The sequence below is a fragment of the Pseudobutyrivibrio ruminis genome, from assembly GCF_015057245.1.
Taxonomy (GTDB): Bacteria; Bacillota; Clostridia; order Lachnospirales; family Lachnospiraceae; genus Pseudobutyrivibrio; species Pseudobutyrivibrio ruminis_E.
In genome coordinates this window covers 23293-45317 of record NZ_SVET01000016.1, presented here as the reverse complement: position 1 = coordinate 45317, position 22025 = coordinate 23293, and the positions used below count along the sequence as shown (strand labels likewise).

The following is a 22025-nucleotide window of genomic DNA, read 5'->3' as shown; positions in this document are numbered from 1 at the left end:
GGGGTATGAAGAAAAATCGCGACATTGTCTATGAATATCTTTGGAAAGAAACCATAGCTACAGGAAAAACAAATTGGAAAACTGATGAGGTTGCAGAAGCTTTAAATATGCAACGAACAAACGTAAGCACACTATTAAATGAGCTTACAACGGAAGGTTTGCTGATAAAGTCAAAAACGAGGCCAGTTTTATACAAGGTGGCATCACGTACACCGGATACTGTTGAAAGAAAGCCTTTTGAAGAGCTGGTGGGCTTTGATGGCAGCCTGAAAAAGGCGGTTGATGATGTAAAAAAGGCTTTGATGTATCCAGCTGACTCATTGAATATTCAGGTGGTTACTGATGCAGGCAGTGGCTCAACTGCATTTTGCAATGATATTTATTACTACGGTTTGATGATGGGAAAGTTTGGCAAGAACAGTCCATTTATTTATGTTAATTGTAGACATTTCAATAAAAATCGTAGTGCATTAAATGATGTGATTTTTGGTGATGAAAGTGGAATAGAAAAATCAGCATTCTATCAAGCGATGGGTGGAGTGCTGTTTATCGACCATATGGAGCTTTTAGAACCGGAACAATATAGCCGAATATCAGGGTTCCTTGAAACAGGAAAAATCGATAGTGCGGTTGACAAAAGAACAGAATATATAAAGAATCTTGTATTTGTATTTACCATGACATCCTGGGATGAGGAACAGGTTGACTGGAGAAATACTGTTTCTATACCATTACCACGGCTTAATGACAGACCAATGACGGAGATTTTTAAGCTTATTAAAAACTTCTTTGAAAAGGAAGCTGAAAACTCAGGATGCCAGATTAAGGTAGACGCGGATGCCATGAGAATATTGATGAATGTGGAATACCCTCATGGAATAAAAACGATGGTAAATGGAATAAAAAGTGCCTGCGCTAATGCATACATAAAGCTTTTGGACGAAGAAGGCAAGACCATGTATGTAACAGGACAGGATTTACCAGAAGATGTCCAAGCTAATTTCAGACCAATAGGAGCCATTGGTGCTCAAATCGATAGTATTATTGGTACTGCAAACTATTTTTCTTTTGGAGATAAGTCCAGTGATGAAGGTGAAATAGAGGCCACTGAAGTTTACGGTCAGTTAAAGAATCAGTATCAGGGAATGATAGACAAGGGAATATCAGCGGATGCAATCAAAAAGGTTATTGGTTCATATCTGGATAACATATGCTTTGATATGCCTAAAAATCTGATTTCAGGCTCAAACATAAATATAGGCCAGCTGGCTCAGATTGTTGATACAAATGTAATAAACTATGTCAGTCTATTTGCTGAAAGATACAAGCATGACTATGGAAAAGAGCTGTCTGATAGCATGTTTTGCGGTCTTTGCTTGCATATTAATAGCATTCTGAAAAAGGATAAAATCAGTCCAAAGAGAATTGATGATGATCAGGTAAGAGCTATCATTACGCATTATCCTAAAGAGTATGCAACTATGCTTGATTTCACACATGTTTTGTATGAGCGCTTTTCTCTAAAGTTTTCGATTGAGGAAGTTGCTATACTTACCATGTATTTGATAGATACCAAGGAAGCAGATGATAGTCCTGTTTTGCTATATGCTATGCATGGAAAAGGCGTGGCTTCTGGCTTGGCGGAGGTTGCCAATACAACTACAAAGGAAAATAATGCATTTGCCCTGGAACTTGATGTCAATGAAGATGCATCTGCAACTAACCTAGCTTTGGAACAGAGGATTAAAGAAGTGAATCAAGGTGGTGGAGTGGTTGTAATATACGACTCGTCTTCCATGGAGGTAATGTTAGATAGCATAGCAGAGCGTTGTAATATAAAAATACGTGGTATGAATATACCGATTACAACCATCGGAGTGGTGGCCTCACGAAATTGCAAAAAAGAAAATGATATTGATAAGGCATATCATGGAATCAGAAAATCCATGAATCATATGTACTACGAATATAAACGTCCAATGGCAATTGTAACCTTATGTCATACATCTGAAGGTGGGGCTGAGCAGCTAAAGAATTACATCAGCAGATATTCAAAGCTGGAAATGCCGATATTTGCCCTTTCAATGGGAAATAAAGATAAGCTTATAAAAGAGGTTATCGAGATTAAGAAAAGCTACAGAATACATGCCTTTGTAGGTACATTTGATCCTGAAATTTTTGGTATTCCATTTATATCTATTGCAGATGTGTTCGAGTGCAGCAAGGAAGATTTGGACCATGTGTTGATGTTTGAAACAGTTCAAAGAAAATATATGGGCTATGAAAAAGTAATTGATAATTATGGCAGAGAAGCAAAATATCTTACTGCTGAAAAGCTTCGTAAATACGTACCGGATACAGTTGAAAAGTTGGCCGTGGCTTATGATTTGGATGCTGATGAGCGAGTAGGATTGTGTGCTCACATTGTCTATATGCTGGATGTCCTTAGCTCGCCAAACTATAAAATCAAGGGAATAAACAATTCAAAGTATTTTGCAGATAACCCTACCGACTATAAGGTAATATCTAATTATCTAAAAGCACTGGAAAAGAACTTTCATGTGATAATTAGCGATGAAGAGGTTGCAACCTTAATGCGCATACTGAAAAAAGAAAGATAAACCTAAAAAAGAGTGGAACCATTCACTGGTTACCACTCTTTTTCAGTGCGAAAAATTAGTTTGCTCTAGCTTTCAATACGGCTCTTTCAACATCGTAAAGAGAGTTAGACATGCGAGAGAGATATAAGGCTTCGCCGAGCTTTGCAAAGAACCCTTTGCTTTCGGCTTGGAAATTGTTTAAATTAACTTGCTCATAATCTACAAGGATATTATCGTCTTTCGGAGTAATCAGATAACTCATCCTATATGAATCAGTCAATGAAGAAGCAGTCGCTTCGTAAAATTCCCCTTTTTTGTACTTGTTGATAAGTAATTCGACCTTATTGATATCGGTATCACGATTCTGAATAATGCGAAAACCTTCCTGAATATCTGAATTGGTATAGGCCTCCTGCTCCTCATCCAAATTATCGTTAGCGATTTTCAGTAGCTGGTTTTCCAGGTAGTCAAAGAACTCATCTGTTGTAATAGTAAGTGTTCTTGATATCTTCATAGGGGCATATTAGCACAGTAATTTTATACAAACAAGGTCACTAAAATCCGGATTTTTTAGACAGAATTTATACAAAAGCATGATAAGACTAGGAGGATTTATACACAAAGAAAATACGGCAAAAAAACTATACACAAACAAATGTGTAGAGTTTGTGTATAAAAATTTAACTGTGTCTAAATTGTGAAATTATACACTATGAAAAGAAATATTGTGCAATATTCACTAAATAAATATAACGAAAATATTGATATATTGACACTATTGCACAATGAATGTAAAGTAGTAACATAACAACTAGCAAGGAGGGTTTTAGCTATGGCAGAGGTTCAAGAGCCTATCGATGGCGAGATGATTGCGATGGGGATAATTGCCAGTGCAGGTGATGCTCGTTCATATGCTTTCGCAGCACTCGAGGAAGCAAAGAAAGGGAATTACGAGGAAGCAGATAAGCTGTTAGAAAAATGCAAGGAAGCTGGTGTTGGGGCACACCAGAGTCAGATGGATTTACTTACAGCTCAGGCAAATGGCAATGCTCCTGAAATGGATGTGCTTTTAGTACATGCTCAGGATCATTTCATGACAAGCATGTTAGCAGAAGAGTTAATCAGGGAAATTATCCAGCTCTATAAAAGACTGGACGAAAAATAAAAACTAAAGGGTTAAAGAAAAGGAGAGGTAAAACTATGAAAATCTTATTAGTATGCGCAGGCGGAATGTCAACAGGTCTTCTTATGAAGAAGATGAAAGAGTATTGGGAGCAGCAAGGAGAGGAACTTACAATCGACGCTGTTGGTTTGGCTGAATATAAGGATGTATTCCAGGATTACGAATGCGTTCTTGTAGGACCACAGGTTAGATATAAGTTAGAGGATATCAAGAAAGATACAGGTCTTCCAGCAGACGTTGTAAATTCACTTGATTATGCTGTTGCTAACTGTCCAAATATTATGAAGCAAGTAAAGGGGATGCTGGCTTCTTAATATAAAACTATTTACATATCTAGAAGGAGAAAAATTTTATGGAAGGTATTTTTAACTCAAAGGGCATGATTGCCTTGCAGGAATTTGGGCAGAAATTGGGACAGAACAAATTCCTTAGCTCTTTACAGGCAGCAATGATGGGTTCAATGTCACTCATCATGACTGGTTCGGTATTTCAGATTATATGTGCAGTATTGTCGATGCTTGGGGTATCATCAGATTCAACAATCTACACAATACTCTATCAGCCATATAATTTTACAATGGGTTTGGTAGCTCTTTGGATTACAGGTATGATCGCATTCAATTACGCAAAGACAAGAGGAGTTAAATCTCCACTTCTTTCAACAATTGAAGCATCAGCAGTATTTGCAATGGTAGCTTGCTTTGATCTTACACAGGGCTCTTCAATTGCAAATCTTTCAGTTACATATCTTGGTTCACAGGGAATGTTCCTTGGATTCGTAGTTGCATTCTGCTGTGTAAATGTTGATTACTTCTGCCAGAAGAATCACGTACAGATCAAGATGCCAGATGTTTGCCCACCATCACTTGTAAACGCTATGGCAGCAATCATTCCATCATTCTTCAATGCAACAATTTGGCTTGGTATTTCAGCAATTGTTATCTCTGCAACAGGCGGAGCATACAACCTTGCATCAGGATTTATGGCTGTTCTTTCAGCTCCTCTTGCAGCACTTACATCAACAGCAGGTATCTTTGTACTTTGTGCATTTGCTTGTTTTATGTGGTGCTTCGGTATTCACGGAACAATGCTTATGATTTCAGTTCTTATGGCTCCAATCATTATGGCAACTTCTGAGAATGCAGCAGCTTATGAGGCAGTAATTGCAGCAGGAGGAACAGTAGCAGAGGCACAGGCAGCTCTTACATTCTATCCAGTTGCACTCTTTGCTTGCATCGCAATTTGTGGTGGTACTGGTAACACTCTTCCACTTTGCTTGTTCGGACTTAAAGCAAAGTCAGAGCAGATTCGTGCCGTATCAAAGGTTGGTGTTGTTCCTGGATGGTTCGGAATTAACGAGCCTGTAACATTTGGTATGCCAGTAATGTACAATCCAATCCTTTGCATTCCATACATCTTAAACTGCTTAGTAATCATGGTGCTTACATACTTTGCATACAAGTTTGGATTCTTAAGACCAGCACATGTATACATCGGTGCATTGATGCCTATGGGCTTTGCACAGTTCCTTGGAACATTCCGTTGGCAGAATGCTCTTTGGGATTATCTTATGATTATCCCAGCAGGCCTTGTTTGGTATCCATTCTTCAAGGTATATGACAATCAGCTTGCAGCTAAGGAAGCAGAAGCTAAGGCAGCAGAGAATCAGTAAAGCTATTGAACTGCCGTTGAATTAAATATCAATGGCAGTTCTCTTTTTTAGGAGGAGACATGAGTAAATTTCCAAAAGATTTTTTATGGGGAGGCGCTACAGCAGCCAATCAGTATGAAGGAGGCTACCTTGAGGGGGGCAAGGGCCTTAATACTTCTGATGTTATGACAGCCGGAAGTCACACAGTTCCACGTAGAATTACATGGAAAAATGAAAAGACAGGTGAGACAGGTTACACAGGAATGGGTTTTGGAAGTGATATGACATTTCCTGAGGGAGCTGTCCCAGCAGTGCTTGATAATACATATTATCCTAGTCATGTTGCGACAGATTTCTACCATCATTTTAAGGAAGATATTGCATATATGGGGGAGATGGGATTTAAAACATTTCGTCTTTCTATGAACTGGGCTAGAATCTTTCCAAATGGGGACGACGACAAGGCAAATGAAGAAGGACTCAAGTTTTATGATGAGGTTTTCGCTGAGTGTAAAAAATATGGTATCGAGCCACTAGTTACTCTTTCACATTATGAAACTCCACTTCAGCTTCTTATCAACTACGGGGGCTGGAAAAATAGAAAGCTTATAGGCTTTTTTGAAAAATACGCAAGAACAGTATTTGAAAGATATAAAGGTAAAGTTAAGTATTACCTTACATTTAATGAAATTAATATTATGGACATGGCTCCATACATGGGCGGCGGAATGATGGATAATTCTGACCAGGCAAAAGCCCAGGGTGCACACAATCAATTTGTTGCCAGTGCTCTTGCTGTAAAAGCAGCTCATGAAATTGATCCAGAAATTAAAGTGGGACAGATGCTTGCATATGCACCACTTTATCCATACACATGTGATCCGGCTGATCAGATTCTTCAGCTTGAAATGTCACAGCACACATTATTCTATTCTGATGTACAGACTGGAGGATTTTATCCAGAGTACAGACTGAAGGAATATGAAAGGAAAGGAATAGTATTAGATGACACTCCAGAGGATTATGAGTTAATCAAAAATTATTCATCAGATTTCCTTAGCTTCTCATGCTATGGTGGACACACACTCACAACTCATAAAGATGTGGAAGGCTCAGGAGGCAACTTCTTTATGGGAGTTAAGAATCCATACATGGAGACAAATGCATGGGGATGGGCTACTGATCCAGCATGCCTAAGACTTGCATGCAACACACTTTATTATCGCTATCGCAAACCAATCTGGATTGTAGAAAATGGAATAGGTTGGAGCGATGTAAAGGAAGCTGATGGAAGCGTTCACGATGATTATCGTATAGATTATTTGAGAAAGAACATTAAATCTATGTCAGACGCAATCAATCTTGACGGTGTAGATTTGATGGGCTACACGATGTGGGGATGCATTGATTTAGTATCTGCAGGTACAGGTGAAATGAAAAAGCGTTACGGTTTTGTATATGTAGATATGGATGATGAAGGAAATGGTACGCTAGAACGTTCTAAGAAGGACAGCTTTGAGTGGTACAAAAAAGTAATTGCCTCAGATGGCGAAGATTTAGATTAAAGGGGAAAGAGAAAATGGTAAGTTTCAATTATACAATCACAGATGAAGTAGGAATTCATGCAAGACCAGCTAGCCTTTTGGTTACAGAGGCAAAGAGCCATGCAGATAAAATCACAATAGTTAAAGGCGAAAAGAGCGCCGACGCAAAGAAGCTAATGGGATTATTGTCACTTGGTGCAAAGCAAGGGGAGGAAGTTACTGTACAGGTTGAGGGAGAGACAGAGGCTGACACTCTGGTTAAGCTTGAAGAATATTTCAAAAACAATTTGTAGGAAGAAATGATTATGAAAAAACTTACTGGAAAGAAAGTCTTTAATGGTGTTGCCATTGGAAAGATATATTTTTACGCAAAAAAAGAAAATATAGTAACAAGAACAAAAATCACAGATACAGATGCAGAGTGGCAAAGATATTTGGATGCAAGGGAAGAGGCAATTTCCCAGCTTACTGCTTTGTACGAGAAAACAAAAAAGATTGCATCAGAGGAAGAAGCTGAAATTTTCAATGTTCATATCATGATGCTTGAGGACGAGTTTAGCGATTCAATTGAGAACATGATAAAAACTCAAAACGTAAATGCGGAGTATGCAACAGCTCAGACTGGCGATAATTTTGCGGATATGTTTGCAAACATGGATGATGATTATTTCAAGGCGAGAGCTGCAGATGTAAAAGATATTGCAGAGCGTGTAATTTCGATTCTCCTTGGTAATCAATCAGGTGAGACAAACTTTGATGAGCCTGTAATTGTGGTGGCAGAGGATTTATCTCCAAGTGAAACTGTTCAGATGGACAAGGACAAAATTCTAGCTTTTGTAACAAAGCTTGGATCTGAAAATTCTCATACAGCTATTCTTGCAAGAACAATGGGAATACCTGCATTGGTTGGCGCCGCAGATGTATCTGAAGACGTAAATGGTAAAGAGGCAATAGTTGATGGTACTGAAGGCTTAATGATTGTTGAACCTGATAAGGAGACATTGGAAAACTACGAAAAGGTTCGCGAGCAGAACAGACGTCAGAAGGAATTGCTTAAAGAGCTGAGGAATAAAGACACTGTTACTAAGAGTGGCAGAAAAGTAAATTTGTATGCAAACATTGGTAGTATCGGTGATTTAAATTCTGTTCTTGTAAATGGCGCAGAAGGTATTGGGCTATTCAGAAGTGAGTTTATATATTTGAAATCAGACAGTTATCCTACAGAGGAAGAGCAGTTTAAAATTTATCGTCAGGTAGCAGAAACAATGGCCGGTAAAAAGGTTATAATCCGAACACTAGACATTGGTGCAGACAAGCAGGTAGATTATTTTGATTTAGGACATGAAGATAATCCGGCTCTTGGCTTTAGAGCTATAAGAATTTGTTTAGAGCGACCAGAAGTTTTCAAGACTCAGCTTAGAGCTTTATACAGAGCAAGCTACTATGGAAATATCTCGATTATGTTTCCGATGATTATTTCAGTTGATGAGGTTATACGTATCAAAGAAATAGTAGCAGAGGTAAAACGCGAGCTAGATGAAGATGGCATTCAGTATAGGGATGTAGAGTTAGGTGTAATGATTGAAACACCAGCAGCTGTAATGATGAGTGAGGAAATTGGAAAAGAGGTTGATTTCTTCTCTATAGGAACCAATGACTTAACTCAGTATACGCTTGCAATTGACAGACAGAATCAGCGTTTGGAAAACTTCTATGATCCACATCATCCTGCAATTTTGAAGATGTTGAAAATGATTGTGGATAATGGGCATAAGAGTGATTGTTGGGTTGGCATTTGTGGAGAACTAGGTGCCGACCTGGAGCTTACAAAAACATTTGTTGAAATGGGATTTGATGAATTATCAGTCAGCCCTGCAATGGTACTTCCAGTAAGGGAAGCAATTAGAAATGTGGATTAATACTTGGAGGATTTAAATATGTCATTTCCAAAAGACTTTTTATGGGGTGGCGCTGTAGCAGCAAACCAGTGGGAAGGTGCCTGGGACGTAGATGGAAGAGGCCCAGCAAAAACAGATGTTACCACAGGTGGTACTGTAAACACACCTAGATATATCACATACATAGACAAAGATGGCAATCCAGGAAAGGTAATGCAATTTGGCAAAATTCCAGAGGGTGCAAAATTTGCAGTCCTTGAGGATTATCACTATCCAAACCACAATGCGGTAGATGGATATCATCACTACAAAGAGGATGTTGCTCTTATGGCAGAAATGGGATTTAAGCAGTTTAGAACTTCCATTTCATGGTCAAGACTTTATCCTACAGGCTTGGAAAAAGAGCCAAATAAAGAAGGAGTGGAATTCTACAGAAATCTTTTTACAGAGTTAAAGACAAACGGAATTGAACCACTTGTTACACTATGGCATTTTGATACACCTTTATATATAGAGCAAAACTTAGGTGACTGGAAAAATCGTGATACAATCGAGCTTTTTGTTCGCTACGTAACCACCTGCTTCACAGAATTCAAAGGCTTAGTTCACAACTGGCTTACATTCAACGAAATCAACAATACAATCCAGTTCCTTGATATGATGGGCAATCCATCTGACAAGGACTTCCAGGATTCATATCAGCATCTACACTATCAGTTTGTTGCATCTGCAAAAGCAGTTCAGATAGGACACGCCATCGATCCAACAAACAGAATTGGCTGCATGATTTGCGGTATCACATGGTACCCTGCAACATGCGATCCTAACGACATACTTGCAAATCGTCATGCATGGGAGAGAAATATATTCTACTGTGGAGATGTTCAATGCAAAGGCGAATACGGCACATATGCAAAACGTCTTTGGAAAGAGCACAATGTAAATCTCGATATCACAGAAGAAGATTTGGCTGACCTCAAGAGAGGCACTGTTGATATGTACACATTCTCTTACTACATGTCACAGCTTGTAACTACACATGAGGTAAAGGAAAAGGTAGGCGGCAACTTCTCAGCTGGTGCAAAAAATGAGTATCTTCAGTACAGCGATTGGGGCTGGGCTACTGATGCAACAGGCCTACAGTACTACCTAGAAACAATCTATGACAGATACCAGATTCCGCTCATGGTTGTAGAAAACGGACTTGGGGCATACGATACAGTAGAAGCTGACGGAAGCATCCACGATGATTACCGAATCGACTACTATCGTCCACACATCCAGGCAATGTCAAACGCCATCGACAACGGCGTAGACCTGATTGGCTACACAACCTGGGGCTGCATCGACGTAGTATCTGCCGGCACAGGTGAAATGCGCAAGCGCTACGGATTCATCTACGTAGACATGGACGACGAAGGCAACGGAACCATGGCCCGCAGCCGCAAAGACTCCTTCTTCTGGTACAAGAAAGTCATCGAAAGTAACGGCACCCACTTAGACTAGTAAAATGGCCGGGCTCCCCCACCGTGGTACGGGCGCTGTCACTCCCTTGCAGTGCCAGCGCCCGTACCACAGTGGGGGAGCCCGGCCCCATGAAAAAGTGAATAGTGGGTGCCGTTACTTTTTGGTGAAAAAGAAGATGTTACGGGGGCGGGAGATGTGCTAGAATTATAGGCAAGAATAAGGGAGATATTGTTAGGGAGATTGTATGCGAATTATTCATTGTGCAGACCTGCACTTAGACTCCAAGATGGAAAGCAATCTTGATAAAGACCAGGCACTTCTTAGGCGTTCAGAGTTGATTGAGACTTTTGAACGTATGGTTCAGTACGCTCTTGATAATCAGGTGCGTGCTATTCTTATTGCCGGAGATTTATTCGATAAAATCCACATTAGAAAAGAAGTTAAAAGAAGAGTTGTTGAGCAGATAGTAAATAATCCTCAGATTGAGTTTTATTATCTGAAGGGCAACCACGATAGATGCGATTTTATGGAAGAGGGTATAGATGAGATACCTTCTAATTTCCATATGTTTACAGATGATGGATGGACCAGCTATGAGCTTGATGATGTTGTGATTACTGGTATGGAGATTAACTCTACAAACGTTGCAACTATGGCTCAGCGATTGGTGCTTGATTCTGCAAATACTAATATCGTTATGTTGCACGGGCAGCAGTCTGATTATGATGGCAGGGATGGTGCTGAGATTATCAATACCACTGCTTTGAAGGGCAAGTTTATTGATTATCTTGCTCTTGGTCATGTGCATAAATACATTTATGAGCAGTTGGATGACAGAGGAGTGTATTGTTATCCAGGATGTCTGGAGGGCCGTGGCTTCGATGAGACCGGAGATAAGGGCTTTGTTTTGATGGAGATAAACGATGGTCAAATCACATCAGAGTTTATTCCTTTTGCCCTTAGAAGACTTCATGAGATTCAGGTAGAGGTTACAGCTGATATGTCATTGCAGGATACTGTGGCAAAGGCAAAAGAGCTGTTGGTCGATGTGGATGATCAGGACCTTATCAAGTTTGTTATTACTGGTGAGCGTGAGCTGGATGATGAGCTTGATATTGTGCGCTTCGTTCGTCTCTTTGAGAATAAATACTTCTTCGTAAAATGCTACGACAGAACAAAGACATTAGTTGATTACGATAGCTTCAAATATGACAAGAGCTTGAAGGGCGAATTCGTTCGACTTGTTCAGGCTCAGGATATGGATGAAGAGGAGAAAGCCAAAATTATCGAACTAGGAATTAGAGCCATTATGGGGGAGGATATTGAATGAAATTAGTATCATGCTATATTGCCCACTTTGGCAAGATTACAGAATTTAAATACGATTTTGATGAAGGTTTCAATCCAATACTTCAGGAAAATGGATGGGGAAAGACCACATTTTCAGTATTCATCAAGGCCATGTTTTATGGATTGGAATATTCTCCAAATACAAAGAAAAAGCTTTTAGAGAGAAATCATTATCTTCCATGGGATGGTAGTCTTTGTGGAGGAAATATCGTCTTTACGGCAAAAGACCGTAGATACCGAATTGAGCGTACCTTTGGCAAGACAGACAAGGATGACACATTTGCTCTTTATGATGATGTGACAGGGCTTTTATCAAACGACTACACCGAGGATATTGGTGAAGAATTATTCAGAGTTGATAGGGATTCATTTGAGAAGAGTGTTTATATTCCACAGCTTTCTTTGGGAACAGGAATGACAGATTCCCTCAATGCAAAAATGGGAAATCTTACTGCTGCCAGAGATGACATAAGCAACTTTGATGTAGCCTTAAAGAGCGTAAAGGATGCACGTGTTGAATATACTAGAAATAGTAAAATCAATCCAGGCAAGCTTTATGGCGTTAAAAGCGAAATAAATAAATGCAAGGAAGAATACGAAAAGCTTCCAGCTATAGAGGAAAGCGTTGAGGCTATGAGTTGCCTGGTAGAGGAAAAGCAGGGCAATCTTAATCAGCTTAATGCAGAAAAAACTAAGCTGGCCGAGACAATTCAGCTTCAAAGCAAAAAGGAACAGGAGCTTGGCGCATACAAGATTCATAAAGAAAACCTTGATAGCGAGCTAGGAAAGCTATCTGAGCTGGAAGAATTCTTTAAATCAGGGCTACCAACTGATGATGAAATTGTTATGCTGGAACAGACTGAGCGAGATTTGGCTGTTCATGAGCGTGCCCTAAGAGGATTATCAGAGGATAGAAGTAGAGAAACTCCAGTTTTTGATAAGCCATTTTCAGAAAGAATACCAGATGATTCTGAGTTTGCTATGTGGAACAAAATGGCATCGAATCTTTCAGAGCTCCGTGCAAAGGCAGAGCATTCAAAGCTCTCAGAGGAATCCAATAAGCAGCTCACAGAGCTTAAATTCTTCTTCGATAAAATGGAGCCTACCGACGAACAGCTTTCTCATATAGAACGCCAGACAACGTTGATTACTGGCCTTGAGGCGAGGGTGAGTCAAAGCAACGAAAGGCTTATCGCCCTTAGAGCGGAGCGAGAGGCAAATGAAAAACTCAACAAGAAAAATACAGTTAGCGTTTGGCACATTATCGGCACAATCTTCCTGGCTATCTTTATTATGACAGGTGTTGTGTTTAGCAACTATCTGACAGATATTGTTGGAAGAATTGTAGAAATAGTCAGCTTTGTAGCTATCATTGTGGATGTGGTTATTCTTTCAATCAGCGGAAGACGCACCCACAAAAATAAAATGAAACAGGCTGCAGAATACGAGGAGCGTGTATCGGAAGAAGAGGATGCTCTTGAACTCAGCACATTAGAGCTTAGAGAATTACAGGAAGAGTGCTCAGAATTTCTGTCTCACTTCCTTCTTACCAGAGCTGATACCATGCAGGAAAATGTATACGAAATTCGTAGAAAGCTGGATCAGTATCGTCATCTTCTTGAAGAAGAAAAATCAAGACATCAGGAAGCAGAAGGCACACTTGATGAGCTTGCAGATTTGCAGCTAGAGCTATACACAAAGATACAGCCTTTTGCTACATGGTATGGAATCAATCTCTACGAAATGGGTGGAGAGTACGAATTCCTTGCTCAGCTCAAAAAGGATGCTGAAAAGTATGCAAAATACCTTGAGGAGCAGGAAGAGATTGACAGTCATGAAAGCTCTATAAAGACTATGACTGAGGATATTAACAACATCCTTTCAAGATATCCAATTGATAAGTCACTTGAGCGTCTTGAACAGATTCAAAGCATCAGTATTAAAAAGCGCGCCTACACTGCTATAAAAGAGCGTGTGGACAACCTCAAGGAAGAAATAGCCAAATTTGAGGAAATGTACGATGTGAATGAGCAGGTTCAGTCAGTGGATGATCTTCAGCAAAAGCAGAATATTTTGGATGAGCAGATTATGGAGCTCAATAGACAGATTATGCAAGAGAAAGATAATCTTGCGCAGGCACTTGAGGATGTTGAAAGATTAAGCGATATTTCTGAGCAAATAGAACGTCTTGAGGTAAAGGAAAAGGAGTTCAAAAAGAACGCAGAGTTACTTACAAAGACAGAGGATTTCCTTCAAAGAGCCAGGGAGAGCTTCCAGTCAAAGTATATGCAACCACTTCAAAATGGACTTCATAAATATCTTAGCTTGATTAATGGTCCAGAGGCTACAAAGTCAGGCTATGCCATTGAAGACTTCGAGCTTGATATGGATTTAAATATAAAGCTGGCATACTCGGGAAGTACCAAAAGCGCGGAATACCTATCTCAAGGATACCAGGATTTGGTAGCGCTTTGTTCCAGACTTGCTCTTGTTGACGTGCTTTATCCGGATGAGAAGCCAATTCTTATTTTGGATGATCCATTTACAAATCTTGATGACAAAAAAATAAAGGAGTCGTTAAAACTCCTTCATAAAATTGCCGACGAACGACAAACAGTATATTTCACATGCCACGACAGTAGAATATAAATTCTACAGTTGTGGACGTGTTTTATATTCCAAGTGACCATCACGGACCCACTCATGGATGATACTTCGGTCGATACCAAACTCTTGAGCAACAATCATTTCGTTGACATCATAGTTTTCATTAATGAACTCTTTCACCTTTGGAAAGAGTTCTTTTTTCATGCATTCTTTGCACTGGTCATAAGGCGAGCTAAGTGGTATACGTCTACCACATTTAGAACAGTGTTTTACTGCAGGACCTTCATCATTCAAAAAAGAATATCGTGTATTACTCATACTTTATCCTCATAGTCCAATATGTTCTTTAAAGAAATCGCCTCTCTGCTCAAAATTCTTGAAGTGACCATAGCTTGCCGAAGCTGGAGAAAGAATAACAGCAGTACCCTTAGATGCGTTTTCTTTAACATAGGTGCAAGCATCTGCAAGTTCTTCTATGTAGTGTACATGAGTCATGAACTCATCGTTTGTAGCTGCTTTAAGCTTTTCTAAAATAACTTTTCCGCTATCATACATTAAAATAATATGCTCTAAGCTTCGTGTCTGTAAGAAATCAACCAAAGGATCGTAATCAATACCTCTGTCCATTCCTCCGAGAAGAATTGTGCCAGCATTTGGAATGGCTTTAATTGCACTAATAGCAGATTCTACTGTTGTAGAGATTGAATCATCGTAGTAATCAACGCCATCTAAAGAACCGAGGAACTGTAAACGATGAGCCAAAGTCTTGAAAGAAGCTAATGCCTTCTTGAACTCATCATCGGTAATGTCATATCTTCTGCAGATATCGTAAACAAAGGCGGTATTGAAAAGATTGTGTGTACCGCGGAGTGTTACGCCTTCAATCTCGTCAAATGAGTTGAATGGTAAATCAGCAGATTTAACCTTGATAACAGTAGCTTTGCATTCACCAGGAGCTGGTAAAAACTCTGGATTGCAGAAAAGGAAATCGCAGTAGCCTTGATTTCTATAAATATTTTTCTTTGCATTCCAGTATTTTTCAACTGTTCCGTAATGATCAAGGTGGTCCTCATAAAGATTTAAGAGGATTGCCTTTGATGGTGAATAGTGAGCATATTCAAGCTGGTGGCAAGAAAGCTCAAATACAATAATAGTACGAGGATGAATCTGATCAGTGATATCGAAAATTGGTAATCCGATATTTCCTCCGAAGAGAACATCCTTACCACACTCCTTAAGTATATGATATAAAAGTGAAGATGTTGTGGATTTTCCCTTAGTTCCTGTAATTCCTATTGTCTGAGCACCATAAACCTGTAAAAACAGGTCAGCCTGACAGGTAATATGGCAGCTGTATTCCTTAATATCCTTAGGAAGAACAATTCCTGGACTTTTGAAAACAACATCATATTCATCAAGGCAGTCAAGATAATTAGCACCTGTGATAACCTTGTGGCTTGCTGTTAAATCAGAACTAACAGCATTTGCATCGGCAATATCAAGCACCTGGTACCCGCCTACAGAGCTAATCATACGAAAGCTTGATTGTCCTTCTCGTCCATATCCTAGAATTAAAACTTTTTTGTCTTTGATTAAATTTCTAATTGTTTCTTTCATTATTAAGAGCGTCCTTGATTATTTTTTCAAAGTATTCATTTAAAGCATGTTCTGTTGAATATTGCTTTATATATTTTGCAAATGGAATAGCTGGAACAACAGCTTCATCCTGATAGTGCTTAAGTAGTACAGGAAGAGGCATTTGACGAGCTGCGTATTTGCTGATTGCTTCAGTAACAGATGCATTTACCTCGTCACGACTTCCGACACATTCAAATGGTTTTTCTGGAAGAATGCCGCAAAGCTTATCAAAATCTTCCATTAAGGTTTCATCCTCAAATAAGCGCTTTCCAAATATTGCATCCAATTCCTCAACTGAAAGATAAGGAGAAAGGATGATATAAACAAATAAGCACTTAGGGCAATGTCCGCACCAGATATCCTGTTTACTTCCTACATTACAGCTCTTGAAAATGCCATGGTATTTTTTGAAACGAGAAAACAGCATGGCAATCTGAAGCTCTGAAAGTGGACGAAGGAAGCTGAAATAAAATACCCCAGAACCGATATAATTTTTTTCGTAGCTTCTAAAATCAGCTTCAAACTCGAAGCTTTTAGAATACTGATGGTTTACATAGCTGTTCAATACTGTGGACTCATTGGCACTTCCCTCATTTGAAAGAGCAACAAAGCTTAATCCGTTAAGGTATCCTGCGATGATGCTTGAAAAAGCAACTAAGGCAGAAAATGGTGTGTGCCCGTTTAAGAAGCCCTGCTTGTTTAAATCAAGCATGTTTTTATCTAAAGTACGCTTTGCGTAGATTGTATTGTCAGTGAGATTTGCAACTTCAACAGTGGCGTCAGTGGCGCCTCGTGAATTAATAACATAGCAATTGATATCGGCATGTTCTTTGAGTAATTCAATAGAAACAACACTGTCCTTGCCGCCGCCTACAGGTATAAGAACCTTTGGCTTTTTATTAGCAGAAGCTGTAGGTATATCTACTGGGGCAAACTGGCGAGTAGTCTTGTCGCTTTCGCATTTAACTGTCATGAAGGCGTCGAAATCTTCATCAATTCCGTTTGTGTAGTAGAATTCACCAAGCCCATTAAAATAGAGCTTCTTCCACCAGCTAATCTGCTGGTCTGTAAGCTTTCTATCTTTAATAATAACGGTAGGAGGGCAAGCTATTTTCCAATAGCTAACAAGCTCAACCATACCAAGGGAGAATACCATATCATCAATAAGTGATTCGTCAATAGAATCTACTGCATTGATGCGAGGTATGAACCAGGTTGGATGAAACTCGGATAATCCATCAATTGAAAAATCAAAGGTCATGCTAATGCCTTCGTCATTTAAATCGTACGAATATCCCTGATAAGTAAAGGTAGGATAATCTAATCTGCATTTTTTATAAAAATCTGTTCTACTCATATAATTCCTTTGAAACATTCTATAAATCTTTTATAATCAAATATATAATATATCATAATACTTTAATAAAAAATAGTTAAGGAGACGTTATGCCACACGTTGGAGGACAGAAGTATAAAATTCTAAACGAATACCAAATCCTCATGAATGAAAGTGATGAGCAACACCAGATTAACGCTATCGAAATGACAAGACGTCTTGAGGCAAGAGGAATTTCGGCAGAGCGAAAAACGGTCTATAAAGACATGGCTACACTTATGGAAGCCGGTGTTGATGTGGTAAAAGGGGACAAAGGCTATTACATAGGCTCACGAGTATTTGAGCTTGCGGAACTCAAACTACTTGTGGATGCGGTAGGTGCATCAAAGTTCATATCGCAAAAGAAAACAAAGGAACTTGTGGAAAAGATAACCACGCTGGCCAGTATGGATGAAGCTACTCAGTTGACTCGTCAGGTTGTTGTGCCAGAGAAAAGGTCCACAGGAAATGAAAAGATTTTCTATTCCATTGATGTGATTTACCAGTGCCTTGATAATAATAAAAAAATGTCTTTTAAATATCAGGACTGGACTCTCACGAAGGAGATGAAGCCTAGGCACGGTGGCAAAATTTATGTTGTAAGCCCGGCATTTCTTCTTAGAAATGATGAAAACTACTATCTTGTAGCATACGATGATGATAGCCAGCAGATAAGGCATTATCGCGTAGATAAAATAATATCTGCCGAGATGCTTGAAGAGGAAAGAAGTGGTGATAAACAGCGCGGTGCTCTTAATCCTCACGAATACGCAAAGCAACACATCAGTATGTTTGCAGGTGATGAAAGAGTGGTAACCATCAGATTTGATAAAAGATTGATTGGTGTTGTGTTGGATAAATTTGGGGCGGATATTGATATTCGAGCAGAAGGAGAAGATTTGGTTAGAGCTCGTATATCAGTTGCAGTTTCACCTCAATTGTACGGCTGGCTTACAGGAATAGGGGCAACGATATGCTTTCCGGAGGAGGAAGAAAGGAAGTTTAAGGATTATATAAAAGCAATAATAGATAAGTAGGTGTAGAATATCAATCGAAAGTGGATTGGGATAAAATCGAAATATTGATGGCGGAATAATTAAATATATCCGCCATCCACACCAATAATTTGCCCTGTCATGTATGATGGGGCTTTTATTATGCTAAGAACTGTCTTGGCAATTTCTTCGGGCTGGCAGAAACGGCCGATAGGAATTTCTTCAGCAAGTTCAGCTTTTTCATCGGCTGATAGCATTCCGTTCATATCTGTATCAACTACACCGCAAGTGATAGCGTTAACGGCGATATTGTTAGGTGCCAGTTCCTTGGCCAAAGCTTTTGTAAAGGAATTGACTCCACCTTTTGTAGCAGAATAAGCGACTTCGCAGCTGGCTCCAACAGTGCCCCACATTGAGCTGATATTAATAATGTTGCCAGATTTTTTGTTTACCATGGAAGGAACTACGACTTTGGCAGTGTAGAACAGAGGGGAAAGGTTGGTGTTAACCATTGCGTTCCACTGGTCCACAGACATATCTGTTAATAAACCTATGTGAGCAATACCTGCATTGTTAACAAGCACATCTACCTGACCTAGTTTGGCAAGTGCATCCTTGCAAGAATCTATTACAAAGCTACTATCAGAAATATCACCTTGATAAGTGTATACCTCAACTTTATATTCATTTTTTAGATCTGAAGCTAATTGATTTAGCATTTCTATATTGTTATGACAAAACAATGCCAGATGATATCCTTCTGCAGCAAGGGCTACAGCAATGGCTTTTCCGATTCCTCGGCTGGCACCTGTTATAATTGCAGTTTTCTTCATAAATATACGCCTTTCCAATGTAATATCTGTGCTTAGTATAACACAATACGCTAGAGACTGTTGTATACACAATTAATAATTATTTAAGAAAGATTTCAGATAAAAGCCTTGAGAAAATGAAATACTATTGGTATAATTTTTACATGAAAAACTTCCTAGCAAATATAAAATTAGTGAATGTCACTAATCTGTTTTATAGTTTTTCAAATACGTCGCAAAGGTGGTAGACATCATGAAAACAACAATTACTGGAAAGAACATTGAGTTAACACAGGGATTAAAGGACGCAGTGGAGGAGCGTTTTAAGAAATTAGACAAATACTTCAATAAGGACACAGAAGCTATCGTTACTTTAGACGTAGAGAAAGGACGTCAGAAAATAGAAGTTACTATTCCAATGAAAGGCTCTTATCTTAGAGCAGAGGAAGTTACTTCAGATATGTACGCTTCAATTGAAGCAGTTACAAACACATTAGAAGCTCAGTTAAAGAAACACAGAAATAAAATTATAGATAGGAAACAATCAGATTCTAGAACAATATTTGCACAGGATTTCATCGAGGAGAAGGATTCGGACGAAGAGACAATCCAGATTATCCGTAAGAAAACATTCGATATGAAACCAATGTATGCTGAGGATGCATGCCTTGAAATGGAAATGTTAGGACATGACTTCTTCATGTTCCGCAATGCAGATACTGATGAAATCAATGTTGTTTATAAGAGAAAAAATGGAGCTTACGGTTTAATTGAACCAGAGTTCTAAATTCGCAATTTTATAATAAAATTTTCAAGGAATTTTAACCTCCTGATTATATAATCTCCGCTTTGTGAGAAAGATATATCAGGAGGTTATTTTTATGGTATTGAAGAATTTAGGAAGAAATATGCACAGCTACAGAAAGTCTAATGGTTGGAGTCAAGAAACCATGGCGTGGAAACTGAAATGTGCACCTTCAACCCTTTCTGGAATCGAAACAGGAAAGACTTGTCCTAGTGTAAAGACATTTGACAAAATTTGCGTTGAGTTCGAGGTAAATGGTGTTGATTATCATGAACTGACAATGGATGAGAACCTGGAATTTCAAAAAGTTAAGGAGGAACTTATTTCGGCCTTAAATACTAAGGGGAAAAAGACAATAGAGAAGAAATTAGAGAAGTTTAAGAAGTATATGGATCACGAAAACGAGGAGCATCAGAAATATGTGTTGCTCAGCGATTTGGTTTACATGCTGAAGAGTGGAATGGATAAGGAGGAGTTTATTGAGCGAATAGAGGAACTGTTTCCTACAAATCATGGGACGGAGAAATCGGATATGCTGACAGGCCAGCATTTTACGAAACTAGAGCATTTTGGTATTTATCTGAAAGCTAACGCACTTCTGGAGACGGGCTATTTGGAAAAAGCCCAGGAGCTGTATGAGTTATTGTTAAATAATGGTTTTAACGACAACACTGATTATTATAGAAAAAGACGTAATTCTGTTTCAGCTGGTTTAGCTAAACTACTTATAGCAAAGCATGACTATATGAAAGCGGAAAAGTGTATTGGATATATTTTTTCAAAAGCTATAAAAAACATAGATGGAAGAGTGTTCTTCCAGGTTATGTGTCTGCAACAAGAATTGTTTAAAGAAATGGGAAATACTGAGGGTGAGAAAATAATAAATGACTTCTTTGAAGCGGCGGCAGCTATGATAAATTATTTTAATAAGTATTACACCATAACAGACCAATAAAGTAGATAAATAAAAAAGTGGCTTTATATATTGAAAGAAAAAACGTATAATGTGGTTCGGAAAAAACATTTTTAAAGAGGATATATTATGGATATAGTAGTTTTAGCAGGCGGACTTAGCTCTGAGCGTGACGTATCTTTTAAATCTGGTTCAATGGTTGCAGAGGCACTTAGAGCCAGAGGACATAGAGCATTAGTACTTGATGTTTTCATGGGATATTCTGATGCAGAGTGTGATATCACAGATATTTTCGAGGACAGCATCAACAATTCAGTTAAGGTTGAAACTATCCCATCAGAGGCACCAGATATCAATGCAATCATCAAAAGCAGAGCAGATCAAAGTCCAAGCTTTTTCGGACCAAACGTTATAAAGATTTGTCAGAAGGCTGATATTGTATTTATGGCGCTTCATGGCGGAGATGGCGAAAGCGGCAAGGTTCAGGCTGCCTTTGATTTATATGGAATCAAATACACAGGAAATGATTACATTTCAAGTGCCATAGCTATGGATAAGCAGATGACAAAGGAATTCTTCAACAGAGCAGGAGTTCCTACACCAGTTGGTACATCTCTTAAAAAGGCAAACAGAAAGGGATTCAAGTTTGATAAATTCCCTTGCATCGTTAAGCCAAACTGCGGTGGTTCTTCCATTGGAGTTACAATCGTAGAAAAGTCAGAGGATTTAGATGCAGCTTTAGATGCAGCATTTGAATGGGAAGATGAAGTTGTAATTGAGCAGTTCATTAAGGGACGTGAGTTCTCTGATGGTGTTATGGAAGGCAAGGCACTTCCTGTTATCGAAATCGCACCAAAGCAGGGATTCTACGATTACAAAAATAAATATGCAGCTGGTTCTGCAGTAGAGACATGCCCAGCAGATATTAGCGAGAAAGCTACTCAGGCCATGAAGAAATACGCCGAGATGGCATTCAAGGCACTTGGACTTACAACATATGCACGTATGGACTTTATGATGGATGAAGACGAAAACATCTACTGTCTTGAGGCAAACACACTTCCAGGAATGACACCAACAAGCTTACTTCCACAGGAAGCAAAGGTTATTGGAATGGATTTCGAAGATTTATGCGAGCATTTGATTAAGGTGTCTTTAAAGAAATACTAAGATATAGAAGTAAGAGT

General features: G+C 39.0%; 19 protein-coding genes. 14 read left to right on the top strand and 5 right to left on the bottom strand.

Annotation, left to right across the window (positions count from 1 at the left end):
* Positions 1-5 precede the first annotated feature (5 nt).
* Positions 6-2621, top strand: coding sequence for a PRD domain-containing protein (locus tag E7274_RS11745; RefSeq protein WP_304176130.1), 2616 nt, complete (start codon positions 6-8; stop codon positions 2619-2621).
* Between the two features lie 55 nt (positions 2622-2676).
* Here the strand turns inward: E7274_RS11745 and E7274_RS11740 are convergent, their stop codons facing one another.
* Complete coding sequence (locus E7274_RS11740; RefSeq protein WP_090482122.1) at positions 2677-3114, bottom strand: DUF3284 domain-containing protein; 438 nt, start codon at positions 3112-3114, stop codon at positions 2677-2679.
* Positions 3115-3432: 318 nt separating this feature from the next.
* Here E7274_RS11740 and E7274_RS11735 point away from each other — a divergent pair, with 318 nt between their 5' ends.
* The 9 genes from E7274_RS11735 to E7274_RS11695 all read left to right on the top strand — a co-directional run bounded on the left by E7274_RS11735 (position 3433) and on the right by E7274_RS11695 (position 14342).
* Entirely contained in the window at positions 3433-3765 is a 333-nt protein-coding gene (locus tag E7274_RS11735; protein ID WP_090395441.1) for a PTS lactose/cellobiose transporter subunit IIA, read from the top strand.
* A gap of 35 nt (positions 3766-3800) precedes the next feature.
* A complete protein-coding gene (locus E7274_RS11730) occupies positions 3801-4097 on the top strand; it encodes a PTS sugar transporter subunit IIB (protein WP_090395442.1) in 297 nt (98 codons plus the stop codon).
* Between the two features lie 38 nt (positions 4098-4135).
* Entirely contained in the window at positions 4136-5455 is a 1320-nt protein-coding gene (locus E7274_RS11725; protein ID WP_097075904.1) for a PTS sugar transporter subunit IIC, read from the top strand.
* A 59-nt stretch (positions 5456-5514) separates the two neighbouring features.
* The gene (locus tag E7274_RS11720) at positions 5515-6999 is read left to right on the top strand and encodes a family 1 glycosylhydrolase (protein WP_304176128.1); all 1485 of its coding nucleotides are present in this window, start codon (positions 5515-5517) and stop codon (positions 6997-6999) included.
* A gap of 14 nt (positions 7000-7013) precedes the next feature.
* Positions 7014-7271: an HPr family phosphocarrier protein gene (locus E7274_RS11715; protein WP_090395445.1), complete on the top strand. Its 258-nt coding sequence runs from the start codon at positions 7014-7016 to the stop codon at positions 7269-7271.
* A 12-nt stretch (positions 7272-7283) separates the two neighbouring features.
* Positions 7284-8897, top strand: coding sequence for a phosphoenolpyruvate--protein phosphotransferase (gene ptsP, locus E7274_RS11710; protein ID WP_304176127.1), 1614 nt, complete (start codon positions 7284-7286; stop codon positions 8895-8897).
* Between the two features lie 18 nt (positions 8898-8915).
* Positions 8916-10382: a glycoside hydrolase family 1 protein gene (locus E7274_RS11705; protein WP_304176125.1), complete on the top strand. Its 1467-nt coding sequence runs from the start codon at positions 8916-8918 to the stop codon at positions 10380-10382.
* 205 nt (positions 10383-10587) lie between these two features.
* Entirely contained in the window at positions 10588-11673 is a 1086-nt protein-coding gene (locus E7274_RS11700; protein WP_304176123.1) for a metallophosphoesterase family protein, read from the top strand.
* Positions 11670-14342 carry an AAA family ATPase gene (locus E7274_RS11695; RefSeq protein WP_304176121.1) on the top strand — a complete coding sequence of 891 codons (2673 nt, stop codon included), beginning with the start codon at positions 11670-11672 and terminating at the stop codon, positions 14340-14342. The genes E7274_RS11700 and E7274_RS11695 overlap by 4 nt, the downstream gene beginning before the upstream one ends.
* Before the next feature lie 3 nt (positions 14343-14345).
* On the opposite strand, the gene E7274_RS11690 is transcribed toward E7274_RS11695, so the two are convergent.
* The 3 genes from E7274_RS11690 to E7274_RS11680 are packed head-to-tail and all read right to left on the bottom strand — an operon-like array spanning position 14346 to position 17295.
* A complete protein-coding gene (locus tag E7274_RS11690) occupies positions 14346-14618 on the bottom strand; it encodes a hypothetical protein (protein ID WP_049960317.1) in 273 nt (90 codons plus the stop codon).
* Between the two features lie 9 nt (positions 14619-14627).
* Positions 14628-15917: a UDP-N-acetylmuramoyl-L-alanine--D-glutamate ligase gene (murD, locus tag E7274_RS11685; RefSeq protein ID WP_074792286.1), complete on the bottom strand. Its 1290-nt coding sequence runs from the start codon at positions 15915-15917 to the stop codon at positions 14628-14630.
* Positions 15901-17295, bottom strand: coding sequence for a hypothetical protein (locus E7274_RS11680; protein WP_074792284.1), 1395 nt, complete (start codon positions 17293-17295; stop codon positions 15901-15903). The genes murD and E7274_RS11680 overlap by 17 nt, the downstream gene beginning before the upstream one ends.
* Before the next feature lie 89 nt (positions 17296-17384).
* On the opposite strand from E7274_RS11680, the gene E7274_RS11675 reads away from it, so the two are divergent.
* On the top strand, positions 17385-18350 hold the full coding sequence (locus E7274_RS11675) for a helix-turn-helix transcriptional regulator (protein ID WP_044936285.1): 966 nt from the start codon (positions 17385-17387) through the stop codon (positions 18348-18350).
* Positions 18351-18409: 59 nt separating this feature from the next.
* Here the strand turns inward: E7274_RS11675 and ymfI are convergent, their stop codons facing one another.
* Positions 18410-19141, bottom strand: a complete 732-nt coding sequence (gene ymfI, locus E7274_RS11670) for an elongation factor P 5-aminopentanone reductase (protein ID WP_304176119.1) — start codon at positions 19139-19141, stop codon at positions 18410-18412.
* A 232-nt stretch (positions 19142-19373) separates the two neighbouring features.
* Between ymfI and hpf the strand changes: the two genes are divergently transcribed.
* The 3 genes from hpf to E7274_RS11655 all read left to right on the top strand — a co-directional run bounded on the left by hpf (position 19374) and on the right by E7274_RS11655 (position 22008).
* Positions 19374-19907, top strand: coding sequence for a ribosome hibernation-promoting factor, HPF/YfiA family (gene hpf, locus E7274_RS11665; protein ID WP_044936281.1), 534 nt, complete (start codon positions 19374-19376; stop codon positions 19905-19907).
* A gap of 94 nt (positions 19908-20001) precedes the next feature.
* Positions 20002-20880, top strand: coding sequence for a helix-turn-helix domain-containing protein (locus tag E7274_RS11660; protein WP_304176117.1), 879 nt, complete (start codon positions 20002-20004; stop codon positions 20878-20880).
* A gap of 87 nt (positions 20881-20967) precedes the next feature.
* Positions 20968-22008 (top strand): D-alanine--D-alanine ligase family protein, encoded by a 1041-nt coding sequence (locus E7274_RS11655; protein ID WP_097075894.1) that lies wholly within the window; start codon positions 20968-20970, stop codon positions 22006-22008.
* Positions 22009-22025 lie beyond the last annotated feature (17 nt).

Excerpts from the sequence above, each read along its gene's own strand:
- ymfI (WP_304176119.1), bottom strand. The coding sequence starts at position 19,141 with ATGAAGAAAACTGCAATTATAACAGGTGCCAGCCGAGGAATCGGAAAA.
- E7274_RS11740 (WP_090482122.1), bottom strand. The coding sequence starts at position 3,114 with ATGAAGATATCAAGAACACTTACTATTACAACAGATGAGTTCTTTGAC.
- E7274_RS11700 (WP_304176123.1), top strand. The coding sequence starts at position 10,588 with ATGCGAATTATTCATTGTGCAGACCTGCACTTAGACTCCAAGATGGAA.
- E7274_RS11705 (WP_304176125.1), top strand. The coding sequence starts at position 8,916 with ATGTCATTTCCAAAAGACTTTTTATGGGGTGGCGCTGTAGCAGCAAAC.
- E7274_RS11690 (WP_049960317.1), bottom strand. The coding sequence starts at position 14,618 with ATGAGTAATACACGATATTCTTTTTTGAATGATGAAGGTCCTGCAGTA.
- E7274_RS11695 (WP_304176121.1), top strand. The coding sequence starts at position 11,670 with ATGAAATTAGTATCATGCTATATTGCCCACTTTGGCAAGATTACAGAA.
- E7274_RS11715 (WP_090395445.1), top strand. The coding sequence starts at position 7,014 with ATGGTAAGTTTCAATTATACAATCACAGATGAAGTAGGAATTCATGCA.
- E7274_RS11730 (WP_090395442.1), top strand. The coding sequence starts at position 3,801 with ATGAAAATCTTATTAGTATGCGCAGGCGGAATGTCAACAGGTCTTCTT.
- E7274_RS11660 (WP_304176117.1), top strand. The coding sequence starts at position 20,002 with ATGGTATTGAAGAATTTAGGAAGAAATATGCACAGCTACAGAAAGTCT.
- murD (WP_074792286.1), bottom strand. The coding sequence starts at position 15,917 with ATGAAAGAAACAATTAGAAATTTAATCAAAGACAAAAAAGTTTTAATT.
- E7274_RS11735 (WP_090395441.1), top strand. The coding sequence starts at position 3,433 with ATGGCAGAGGTTCAAGAGCCTATCGATGGCGAGATGATTGCGATGGGG.
- E7274_RS11720 (WP_304176128.1), top strand. The coding sequence starts at position 5,515 with ATGAGTAAATTTCCAAAAGATTTTTTATGGGGAGGCGCTACAGCAGCC.
- E7274_RS11675 (WP_044936285.1), top strand. The coding sequence starts at position 17,385 with ATGCCACACGTTGGAGGACAGAAGTATAAAATTCTAAACGAATACCAA.
- E7274_RS11725 (WP_097075904.1), top strand. The coding sequence starts at position 4,136 with ATGGAAGGTATTTTTAACTCAAAGGGCATGATTGCCTTGCAGGAATTT.
- ptsP (WP_304176127.1), top strand. The coding sequence starts at position 7,284 with ATGAAAAAACTTACTGGAAAGAAAGTCTTTAATGGTGTTGCCATTGGA.
- hpf (WP_044936281.1), top strand. The coding sequence starts at position 19,374 with ATGAAAACAACAATTACTGGAAAGAACATTGAGTTAACACAGGGATTA.
- E7274_RS11680 (WP_074792284.1), bottom strand. The coding sequence starts at position 17,295 with ATGAGTAGAACAGATTTTTATAAAAAATGCAGATTAGATTATCCTACC.
- E7274_RS11655 (WP_097075894.1), top strand. The coding sequence starts at position 20,968 with ATGGATATAGTAGTTTTAGCAGGCGGACTTAGCTCTGAGCGTGACGTA.
- E7274_RS11745 (WP_304176130.1), top strand. The coding sequence starts at position 6 with ATGAAGAAAAATCGCGACATTGTCTATGAATATCTTTGGAAAGAAACC.